Source organism: Paenibacillus sp. 01L418, from assembly GCF_056400045.1.
Window position 1 is genome coordinate 1 of sequence record NZ_JBFTSN010000203.1, and the last position, 11257, is coordinate 11257.

Here is an 11257-nt window from a genome sequence, read left to right on the forward strand (position 1 = left end):
ATCCAGTATATTTGTGGCTACGACATCGCGAAATTCTTCAAAAGTAAGATAGTATACATCATCTTTTTCATGAATAATGCCCGCTTGTACGAGCTGTTCGGCTTCTTTCAATAAAGCTTGCTTATATACGAAGTATCGACTAATCATGCCGTATTTTGGATATTCACGATATCCGCTGAAATTTTGGATTAAGCTGATCATTTGTTTGGTCTCTGCGGCTTTTTGATTACCATCCGGTAATTGTTTTAATCGGTCTAATAACTCTTGTTCTTTTTCCAAAGCTTCCTGTCGCCCTTGTTCGAATTTTCGCTTGCCGGCATTAGGCTCAAAGTTTTTGATGTTGCCTAGAATCATCGGGACAAGTGTAATTGGTTTTTCACTCCAACGAGTTTTTGTCATATCGATTTCACCGGCACATCGCATCCCATATTTGTCGAGATAAGCATAGATAGCGTCTTGGGTTTCTTTCCCACCATTTAGCTTAACTAGATCATCCAAAAAGTTATCTTCTCTTACATATTGTAAATAATCAATTACTTCTGGATAAGGACGAATCACATCAGCGACATCCAATAGTGCCAGACCCATTGTCGAAGTAATATTGTTTGGTACAGATTGCGAAAGCGTATCTGCTGCATTTTTTTCACCTAACCACTTGTTCATTTTTTCATTAATCCATGATGAAGCATCCATCCCAGTCATAATTACAGCAGAACTTTGTGGGTTAAATAGAGTTTTCTTTAATTGCTGGATATCTTCTAAAATATAATCAAACAAATCTGATCCTGATTTCGTTTGGATGTTTTGTTTTAACTCTTCTATCGATGTTTGACTACTTTTAATTAAATCAGAAACGATTGTCGGGTTATTTTCGATTTGTGCTTGAATATCGGAAAACGTCTTACCTTTACTGCTTTTAATGGGACTAGGTACTTGTTTAACATCAGGAGTTGATTTTATAAAATCTTCTCGCTCTACGATAGTCATAAGCGCGTCTTTTATGAGGGGATCGGATTTTCCCAAGGCATCTATTACAATACTGCTACTGACAGGGGAAGCCAGGCTATGTGTGATATCAACAAACAATCTTCCACCAGCTGTTCGCATGGTTGCAGGGGTCGTTAACAGGTAGAAAGACAGTCCCAATGGTTTTATGGGGTCGGTCATCATTTGTTGATGACCAACAGAAACATAGACGTGATTTTCTTTATCATTCGCTTCAGGGATCGGGTATAAGGTTGTAATTGGACGACTCTGTACAATATAAAATGTATCATCAACTAAACACCATTCGATATCTTGTGGACAACCAAAATAAGCTTCGATCTGTCTTCCGATGAGCGCCAATCGTAAAATTTGTTGTTCAGTAAGTGTTTGTGTCTTCTGTAGTTCAGGATCGATTTGCTTTGTCTCTGTTCCTCCTTCTTTTAATCCATAGATAGCCACTTTTTTGGTTGCTATCCTTTTGTTGACGATTTCCCMTCCCTGTACGATATAACAATCGGCAGAAACTAGGCCAGAAACCAACGCTTCTCCAAGTCCAAAGCTGGCATCGATGGAGAGCAGCTTTCGGTTAGAACTGATCGGATCGGCGGTAAATAAAATGCCCGAAGCCTGTGGGAAAACCATCCTTTGAACGATAACGGATAAATAAACTTGACTGTGGTCAAATCCATTTTGCATACGGTAGATTACCGCGCGATCCGTAAATAGAGATGCAAAACATTTACTGATATGCTGAATGATTGCTTCTTTGCCGATGATATTTAAATAGGTGTCATGTTGACCAGCAAAAGAAGAATGTGGTAAATCTTCAGCAGTCGCACTAGAACGTACGGCATAAGCATGTTCATCACCAAATTGTGAGAGATAGTGTGTAATTGCTTTCACAACTTCAGAAGGAATTTCTACCTCCATAATGATTTGTCGAATCTTTCTGCTAATTTCACCAATCTGGTCTCGATCTACTGCTTTTAACGTTGTCAGTTGATTCAACAATGCATAGTACGTTTCGTTATGTTCGAAGGCTCTTTGATAAACCTCAGTTGTAACGCAAAATCCTTCTGGTACTTGAATTTCTTCGATTTTTGATAATTCCCCTAAATTCAACCCTTTTCCTCCAACGAGTGAAAATTGCGTTTTTTCCATTTCCTGAAAACCGAGAACTAAAGAACGCATTCAATATCTCTCCTATCCAATAAATTGAGAAAAAGATTTGACAAGAGCTTACCAGCATGATAAAATAAAATTGTAAGATGTAACATTTATGTTCAAAATTATTTCCGAAGACGTGAAACGATTATATCATCGTGTTTGTTTATATGCAAATGTTTAGAACCTGATAAAATTATCCGGGTTCTTTTTTGATTTCCCTCTAACATTATCGCATTAAAAAGCAGAGCTCGTGCCGGGCTCCGTTACTTCATATCACCTTCGGGTCCTATTAGGATATGAATTGTTCTCTTCCACTCTATCGCCCCAATAATAAAATAGTTACTGTAAAATTACCGATGATAGCCCTCTTAAAGTTAAACTCCGTTAACAGGCAGTCTACAAACAACCAAATGTATTTGCTTCCTACGATGGGATCACAATCGTTCTATGTTATGGAAAAAGCCTACCATCTCAGAAAAGGCCTTTTGTGCGGATTGTTCATTGTATTTATGAGAATACGGGTCACTGAAGCCGTGTTGTCCGCTAAATTTATGGATTTCATTCGCATCGTTTTTGCTTAAAATCGAAATTAATTCATCTACATGAAACGACAATTCTTCTTGTGGGAAAAATAATATCATTGGACATTTAGGTAATAATTCCGTGTAGTTTCTAATGCGTGAACCATAGTATGCTGCTATCCCATCAACCTCTGCTTCCTCTGAACATAACCAAGCAGTTGTTGCTCCTACGCTAAATCCGGCAAGAAAAACTTTTTTATAATTAGCCCTCTTGTCGGATACGAGATGCTTAATTTGGTTCGAAGCCTTAATAAAGCCTACATTTTCTACGAAATGACGATATGCAGTTTCCTCTTTTGCATAGTCAAAAGGTACTTCTTGTTCCAAAAGATTTGGACAAATAACATCAAAATCGTGATCCGCTAGTGATTGACAAATATGTTGCATATGACGGTTAATGCCATAGATTTCATGAATGACTATGATTAAAGTTTCAGAACCGTTAATTATGCTAATCATTATTTCAGCCGCCTTTGTTAAGTGTTTTTGTTTGGAGTGTCAACATGTTGTTGAAGCTTCGAATAGTCATAAATATCAACGATAGCACCATGTTCAAAATGCTCTGTAAACAAAAACGCTATTATTTGTTGTGCGGTTTCWTCTGGTGTCGTCAGCATGCCGGCATCTTTGGCCTTTCCGAATAGCTGAGCAGATGGGAAAGCTGCTTGGTCTTGAGTTCTTGCTTCCTTTTGCAAATTCGTATCAATCATTCCTGGCCATATAGAAATAATACCGACAGGTGTTTGGGTGTGGCTTTGTTCAAGACCTACACATTGAGTGAATACGTCCAAGCCTGCTTTGGATGCCGAATAAAGACTCATGCCAGGGTGGTGATGTTTGGCTGAGGAGGATGATATATTTAAAATGCGCTTTTTGCCTAAAAAGGTTTTCGTATGCTTCATAAATGTAGAAGTCAGTAAAATAGGTGCGAGCAGATTAACATGAATGTTTCCTGTTATTTCGTTAACAGCAGCCGAATCAATAAATGCAACAGGAGCGATCATAGAAGCATTGTTTATGAGATAAACACCAGTGGATTTAGACAGATCAATTTCTGAAAAAATTCGGTTCATTAACGCCTCGATTTGATCAATGTCGTGTAAATCAAATTCTAAATAGGTTATGTTCTTGCTTTTGTTTGTTAACGAATGATTTCTTTCGCGTGAAATACAAAATAAATAGTGCTCTGATGAGATAAGTTGCTCTGCAATAGCTTGTCCAATTCCTCTTGATGTGCCGGTTATTATAAAATAGTCCATAAATATGCGCCTCCAATTTTAAAGTTTTGAATTAGGAATTCAAAGATACTTTTTAATCAACTTCATCTAAATTAATATTTAATTCTATGGTCTTCCTTTCACCATTAATCGAAAATATGGTTTCAGTGTAAAGAATTTGATCTTCAGGTGTAATATTAATCATTTTGTCCTTATCGAAACTGTATACTTCATTCTTAGCTAATGACTTTGAGATACCAACAAAACTATAAATAATATCTGGGCGATTAGATCGCTCTCCGACGACTGCTCCAGTCAAAGGGTCGCCATGGATGATCCCAATGAAATTATCGCCTGTATTCACCAATTCGGTATGAATTTTAATTTTTGATGCTTCTTCTCTTTACACTTTGACTCGAACTGTAATGGATTCGGACGAAACCTCCTTAATTATTGACTTGTCCTCTTTGCTTTGACATCCCATTACGAACAGAAGCAATATGTACAAAATGATAATAGGCTTCAAGTAGTTCAATCCTTTCTGCTAAAGCAAGAAATGATTCTCTAATTCCAACGCTCCATTACTGGGAACATAAAGCCGCTTAGGATTCCGGGTACGCAGTAGAAGTAATTCCATTCTAATTTGCCGACACAGAGGGAATATATCATTGTGGAAATCATCAATCCGGTAAATGCGTGAGCAAGCATGGATGGAATTAATCTCCTTTTTTTAATTTTGAGTAACAGATCTATTAAATAAAAAGCAGGGCATAAGCACAAAAGAGTGAATATCCACAGAAATAATATCAAAAACGGCAGCACGTACATATAAAACATCATATGAACCTCAAATAAGAAGCTGAGCGGATAAAAACACATAAGAATCAACGAAACGACCACTGCAACCCAGAAACTATTTAATGCAGCGTCATGAACTCTCTCCAACGGTGCTACATCCCCTTCATTCCAATTGAAATTTTCAAAATGAAAAATTTACTTTATGTTATTAGTTAGCATTATGAATAAATTATTCTAATTCATAAGGATATGGAGCGGAAATTGCTAAAAAGTGTTATTGTTTCCTGAATTATATCCCCATTCCCATCGTAATGAATAGTTCTATCATTAATAGTACCCCGTCTTACTTCTCGCTCTACTTCTTTTCAGATAAAAAAAAGCAGACCGCCGAAGSGCCTGCTCATCCACAATTATCATTGTTCTTAGCTTTCCGTTAGTTCAATAAGATTCGATTTTCGAATCTCTATCTTCATCTATGGTGTAACACAGAAAAAGCCAGGATAATCTCCTGACTTTATCATGGTCAATGTAAGTTCTAATCAAGTATCTATTCTTCTTCTTGGTCAAGGAAGGACTGGAGATCGTCAAGCTTGCTGGACCAGAAATGACGATAAGACTCCAGCCACTTATCGACTTCTTGAAGCGGCTCTGGGCGTAAGGAATAGATGTTTTTTTGAGATACAGATCGTACCTCTACCAATCCAGCTTCTCGCAATACTCTTAGATGCTTAGAAACACCTGGTTGACTCAATTGACACTTATCTACAAGTTCACCAACTGATCGCTCGCGAATGCGCAATAGATCCAGCATAGACCGTCTGTGCGGTTCCGACAAAACTTCAAATATATTATTACTCATCACTTGGTCCTCTCCACTCGAATGCGCAACCGACAATGGATTTTAATTTGATGTGCTAATCGCTGCAAGAGCATCAGCATTGTCTTCCTTTACAACTCAATTCATTATCGAATCATATTTCTTGCGCAAGTCTTTAAAACGATCCGAAGGGAAGTCGACATGCTTTTCATGAAGAATCATATCAATCATGTCTAGATGCACATGCCAGCCTGCCAGAAAATCAGCAACTTCAGCGGACTCGTAAAACGTATGAGTCAGGTGAAGATGGCATCCATTATCATCGTCATGCAGCTCCCATCGAACCACTGATTCTCCTGAAGACTTCTCTATCCAAGTGTACTCGAGCTCATTTGGGGGATTGACCATAGTGAACTTTCCATGTACCAGATCCCCATTCTCCCAACGAAATGTAATCTTTCCGTTAACGATCAAATCAAATTCAGCATGCGCAGTTAACCAATTGACAATCTGATTGGGACTAGTTATCGCCCTCCATACTTTTTCTATCGGATGATTTAGATAACGCTCGAACCGAACCACACTTCTTCCTTCATATTGTAGAAGTTTACCGTCCATTCAATCCCCTCCAAAGTTATAATTTCCATATTATATTTTATACATTACCATATGGTTATATAACTGTAAAGGAATTATTGTTTCTCCATAATGTAGTTTTTCAAGAAGCCGTTGCAAAACTTTCCTTGAGGGTCGTTTTGAAGTAGTAATTGCCGAAAGTCAGGCAACTTCTCATATAATGATTGAAGATGGGCAGGCGGCGTGGCAAACAGCTTTGCCCAATGTGGGCGAGCATGGAAAGGCGCAATTTGTTCCTCGATCATCGGAAGGATTTGTCGGACCGCCTCCCAATTCGCCTTCCATGTAAAGTGAAAAGCAACGGATTCCTGCTTATAACAAGGACTCATCCACAAATTGTCTTCTGCAATCGTACGAACTTCTGACACATAAAGATGTGGCGATATGAAATCACGTATCCGGTCAATCGCACATAGTGCTTGATAGGCATCTTTACGCGGCACAAAATATTCACTCTGTAGTTCCTCTCCGGCACTTGGCGTGAAATCCATGCGGAAGTGCGGTAGCCTTTCATGCCATGGCCCCGGAATACCAAGCTGCTCACTGCAATTCTCTGCAGAATAACCTGGCACTGGATGTCGTGGTACACTTACGAGCTTGGCGCCAAAAAAATCAGATTCCACTTCAGCGTGTTCAAGATCTGGTAACTTACGCTTTTGCCAGACTTGATTGAATGTAGACGTTTTCCAATCCGTAAAAAGACTAACACTATAAGCGCTAGAGAATATTTCGTCAAAATGGTCTTTAAGTTGAACTAAAGGCAAATGATCAAATACATATTGACTCATCTGGAATGTGGGGATTATATCTAGAGTGATTTTCGTAATAACCCCGAGCCCTCCAAGCCCCACTACCGCCCCGGCAAAAAGCCCATCTTGTTGATCACGGGAGAATACGACCTTATTCCCATCCGCTTTGACAACTTCCATGGAATGAATCGCCGAAGCAAGATTAGCATTCTGGTCACCGGAACCATGTGTGGCCGTTTGGCATGCGCCTGCTATTGTAATATGGGGCAACGACGCCAAGTTGTGCAAAGCATAACCGAATTCATACAGATATTGACACAGATCTCCGTATCTAATACCTCCCTCGACTGTAACCTTATTGTGTTTAGTGTCTAATGCAATGATTCGGTTAAACTTTTGAAGAGAGATGAGGTTTTCGTTACAATCAGCGATTCCATTGAACGAATGACGAGTGCCAAGTGTCTTAATTCGATTGCTACGTGCTACTATTTCTTGTATTTGCTCCAATGTTTCCGGAACATGGAGTTCCGCTGCGCTATACCTATAGTTACCTGCCCAATTTCGATTATTTTCCATAAACATATACCCCCACTACATCTGATGAAAGATTTGTCAAAAATATCGATATGTTATAAAAACATTCTATATATTTTGGAAGTATCCTGCACGGTGACTAGTTCTGGTGAACATTACATCAAATACCACTGCAATGACCCTTAGATCTCTTATGTTGTCTCTTATGCTTAAAAGCAGCTATAGAAAAAACTAAAGGTACAACTCCTCATATTTTTAGAGGAGCTGTACCTTTTCTCATAATAATTTGAGCCTTAAGCATTGGTGTACCGTTTGCAACATGAAGTATGCTAAATACTAAAACCATAATTAATCAAGCCAATGTATCTTAACAATCGTAATTTCAAATTGTGGAGTTCCGTGTCTCTTTTCAGAAACCAATCATTTTAAGAATAAATGGCACCTGAATGTCATCGGCCTTATAACAATTTTCAAACTTTCCTTTTAACAATAGACTTCGACATGCTGCTCCAGATTCTTCATAAATATCGGACTTCACATTTAACTCTATATTCCTATGGTCATTATATTCTGGACTTTCATTTTTAATTTTAAGAACTTCTGCGGATTTCCAATTCATAGAAAAAATGTCTTTATGATTGCTTGAATAAATCGTTTTTTTCTTGCCCGTTTGGATTTCTTCAACCTCGACAAGATACAAAACGCCACCTGCTGCGCCACCGTAAGGGATATAATATGCACTTGCATTATATTCGCCATTCGGAGATTTGGTCGGACCACTAAATATGACAGCATTATTATTAAGAGCTTGAAAACTATAAAAATATCTATTATATCCTATTAAAAATAAAATACTGATTGCTATAAATAGCATGAAAGCATATCTTTTTTTCATAAAGCCTCCCATCCATTTCGATTCCCGTGTGTGTTGAAGCCTTTAAAGGTTGGCAGTGACATGATTTTTCACACTCGTACTTTGATACTTTGCAATCGCCCAGTCGATAAAAAAACCTGCGCTCATAAAGAAAAGAAACACATTCGGGTAACCATACCTATTGAATGCGACAAAAGGAATATAGATTAATGTAAAATAGGCCAGTGAAAGCAATAAAAACAAATAAGCAATCTCATTTTGCCGGAAGGCTCGCTTAAGCGTAATCAGTAAACCTGCTGCTCCCAATAGCATAAATACGACATGATAGATGCCCGCGATCCAAATATTTACACCAAATACCGTTTTCCAATAATAAGGAGCCGCATATAATCCAAATACTTTATCAATCGTATACCATTTCAAGTATTTTAATGGTTGATTTTTAAAGCCGAAGTTTACAATCTTTTGTGCTGTTTCGGCTTGAGCAGCGTCTGAGCCTGCAAATAGATTTTCACTGATGCCCTCGTATTCTAGATGGGTGTCGAAGAAAGCCTTTGAAGGTGCGTCGTTGTTGATAAGCGCGCCTAATAACATTGGATTGCCTGCTGATTGTGTGAATGGAATGAATTTATCAAATGTGACGTAATTCCGTATCCACCATGGTGATAGCAAAAGGATCATCGTTAACGAAATAACTGCTGTATACTTCACTATAATTTTCCAAAATATCTTTTGCACAAGCCATAAAATGAACCAGACCGCGGGAAAAAGCACCGCATGCGGTTTGAAATAACATGCTAGCCCAACAATAGCGGCCGAAATAATGTAATACTTCGTTTCCTGTCTCCTTAAGGCAAGAAGACTAAAGCAAATAAGCAATATGAACAACGTGCGGRACATTGTCTCCGACAAAATGGCGCCTGAAGAAAAATAATCGGGCAAATAAAGCGCAGTTGCGATGCTGGCTATTATAGCAGCTCTACTATTAAACAGCTGATTAGCTGCTATAAAAATCAAATAGATCGAGAACGCCTGCAGGGCTGCCATAAGGACTCGGAATGCCATAACCCCTCCATCTCCTTGTCCGAAGATGAGCATGAGACCAGCCAGTACAACTGGCATTCCTGGCATGATGAAAGCAGACGGCTCATCGCCGCTGTTATAAGCAATCGTGTGCTTATTCAATAAAATTTTAGCGCTATTTACATATTTGACGTCGTCATTATTTTGTTTATCATATGACCCAATGAGAAAGTGATCGCCATACAACAGAACAGATGCGGTGCTAATCGAAAAAACGAGAATGATAATAATGAATAAAGTAGTACGCATAGGACGAGAGACATGATTAAGCTTAAACAGGATTTACACACCTTTCTCTTACAAAAACGAGGGGTACAGACCTTCTTCATCATATATCACTATGACCAAGTATTGGAGCCATACGAACCTTTGTATTAATAAATAATAAAGAGCAGCTGCCATGGCAAACTGCTCCAGAACTAAAGTATAACTATCGTTTACCTGTAATTCAAATCGTAACTATTGATATTTCTATCTCACAAAAGAAATATAATCAATGTTGACGGGTTCAAAAGCATTTGCTCGAATTTGTAAATTAATTTGTCCTCGATGATACTGACCATGTAGTGCTACATGAGTTAAAATATCTCGTGTGGAAGTTATAAACTCTTTACCTTTACTGTTTGAATATGAAACTAAGTTATCTAAGTCAGCATTTGTGATTTTAGTGAGAATATTTTTGAAGCTTTCTTCATTTTGTTTAATAAGTGTTGCACAGGATTCTAGATCACCATCTGACCAGATAGGCATTTGTGAACTGTCCATTCCTTGTATTCTAGCAATCCAAACTTGTTCGGCATATAGAATATGAGAAAATAACCGCACCAGTTGATCCTCGACTTCTACATTTTGCAAAGTTTCTAGAATACGTTGATTTGCCCAGTTTAGATGTTCATACATCTTTTGAATTGTTTTCATTGATTCCATCCTTTCATTAACTTCACTTTATCAAAGAGTAAATGTTTGTATCATAGGCAACACCATTTTGATACATATAGTTTTTCAAAATCCCTTCTTTTTCAAAACCTAGTTTTGTTAATATTTGATTGGATTTTTTATTTTCAATAAAAACAATCGCGCCAATTCGTGTTAACCCAAGTTCGCTAAAACCATATGCTATAACTTTTGAAATGGCTTCTGTTGCATATCCATTTCCCCAATAATCAGGATGAAGCTCATAGCCTATCTCAGCTCTCTTATGTTTTAAAGACAAAACATTAAAACCGATGGTCCCGATCATTCCTTTTTTACCTTTTATTTCAATTCCCCATCGAATGCCTCGATTTTCTTGGTAGCTTTTCGCGAAAAACGCAATGAACGGTTCTGCTTGTTCGATATTTGTTAACGTATCTTGTCCATAATATCGTGTCACATCATGATTGGAAAAGCAATGAAAGATGCTATGAGCATCTTCTTTAACGATTTCTCTCAATTGCAATCTTTCTGTCTCTAGAATCGGAAACACTTAATCACTCCATTTTTAAATTTTAATATGTATTCCTATTAAATGGTTAACGCAACAGTGATTGCTCATGCTTCGGATAATATTCAAAAAACAAATATTTCCAATCACTCATGAAGTCACTTTGATAAATTCTATTGTAAAAGCAAATCTGTTCATTCCAGAAATCTACAGCGTTGCATTTGTATTTACCTAAAATGAATGATGGATAATTATGGACTGAACTAGCCATAATGCTTATTTTATTTGTATCTTGTTGGTCAATCACATGTATTAAATTTTCTATTATGTATTTAATTGAACCTATGCTCTGATATACCCTTTCTATGTTATGAAGCCTATTGTACAACCT

At 37.7% G+C, this 11257-nt stretch carries 11 protein-coding genes; all 11 read right to left on the minus strand.

The genetic code is table 11. The annotated features are described in order from the left end of the window. The coding region (gene ppsA / locus AC1DSE_RS21040) for a phosphoenolpyruvate synthase (protein ID WP_477528137.1) at positions 1 to 2178 on the minus strand (2178 nt) is incomplete at its 3' end. 410 nt (positions 2179 to 2588) lie between these two features. Next, positions 2589 to 3194, minus strand: coding sequence for a dienelactone hydrolase family protein (locus tag AC1DSE_RS21045; protein WP_477511150.1), 606 nt, complete (start codon positions 3192 to 3194; stop codon positions 2589 to 2591). Between the two features lie 17 nt (positions 3195 to 3211). Continuing rightward, positions 3212 to 3994: a (S)-benzoin forming benzil reductase gene (locus tag AC1DSE_RS21050; protein ID WP_477528138.1), complete on the minus strand. Its 783-nt coding sequence runs from the start codon at positions 3992 to 3994 to the stop codon at positions 3212 to 3214. 1303 nt (positions 3995 to 5297) lie between these two features. Further along, entirely contained in the window at positions 5298 to 5609 is a 312-nt protein-coding gene (locus AC1DSE_RS21055) for an ArsR/SmtB family transcription factor (protein WP_339209257.1), read from the minus strand. 96 nt (positions 5610 to 5705) lie between these two features. After that, positions 5706 to 6185 (minus strand): SRPBCC family protein, encoded by a 480-nt coding sequence (locus AC1DSE_RS21060; protein WP_477511152.1) that lies wholly within the window; start codon positions 6183 to 6185, stop codon positions 5706 to 5708. Between the two features lie 74 nt (positions 6186 to 6259). Then, complete coding sequence (locus tag AC1DSE_RS21065; protein ID WP_477528139.1) at positions 6260 to 7528, minus strand: FAD-binding protein; 1269 nt, start codon at positions 7526 to 7528, stop codon at positions 6260 to 6262. Between the two features lie 367 nt (positions 7529 to 7895). After that, positions 7896 to 8381, minus strand: a complete 486-nt coding sequence (locus AC1DSE_RS21070) for a DUF5412 family protein (protein ID WP_477511154.1) — start codon at positions 8379 to 8381, stop codon at positions 7896 to 7898. Positions 8382 to 8423: 42 nt separating this feature from the next. Next, positions 8424 to 9692 carry a glycosyltransferase family 39 protein gene (locus tag AC1DSE_RS21075; protein ID WP_477528140.1) on the minus strand — a complete coding sequence of 423 codons (1269 nt, stop codon included), beginning with the start codon at positions 9690 to 9692 and terminating at the stop codon, positions 8424 to 8426. A 222-nt stretch (positions 9693 to 9914) separates the two neighbouring features. Next, complete coding sequence (locus AC1DSE_RS21080; protein WP_441883184.1) at positions 9915 to 10361, minus strand: DinB family protein; 447 nt, start codon at positions 10359 to 10361, stop codon at positions 9915 to 9917. A 22-nt stretch (positions 10362 to 10383) separates the two neighbouring features. Continuing rightward, a complete protein-coding gene (locus AC1DSE_RS21085) occupies positions 10384 to 10908 on the minus strand; it encodes a GNAT family N-acetyltransferase (RefSeq protein WP_477511156.1) in 525 nt (174 codons plus the stop codon). Between the two features lie 46 nt (positions 10909 to 10954). Beyond that, positions 10955 to 11257: hypothetical protein (locus AC1DSE_RS21090; protein WP_477528141.1), on the minus strand; the 303-nt coding region annotated here is incomplete at its 5' end.

Excerpts from the sequence above, each read along its gene's own strand:
- AC1DSE_RS21060 (WP_477511152.1), bottom strand. The coding sequence starts at position 6,185 with ATGGACGGTAAACTTCTACAATATGAAGGAAGAAGTGTGGTTCGGTTC.
- AC1DSE_RS21065 (WP_477528139.1), bottom strand. The coding sequence starts at position 7,528 with ATGGAAAATAATCGAAATTGGGCAGGTAACTATAGGTATAGCGCAGCG.
- AC1DSE_RS21045 (WP_477511150.1), bottom strand. The coding sequence starts at position 3,194 with ATGATTAGCATAATTAACGGTTCTGAAACTTTAATCATAGTCATTCAT.
- AC1DSE_RS21055 (WP_339209257.1), bottom strand. The coding sequence starts at position 5,609 with ATGAGTAATAATATATTTGAAGTTTTGTCGGAACCGCACAGACGGTCT.
- AC1DSE_RS21070 (WP_477511154.1), bottom strand. The coding sequence starts at position 8,381 with ATGAAAAAAAGATATGCTTTCATGCTATTTATAGCAATCAGTATTTTA.
- AC1DSE_RS21080 (WP_441883184.1), bottom strand. The coding sequence starts at position 10,361 with ATGAAAACAATTCAAAAGATGTATGAACATCTAAACTGGGCAAATCAA.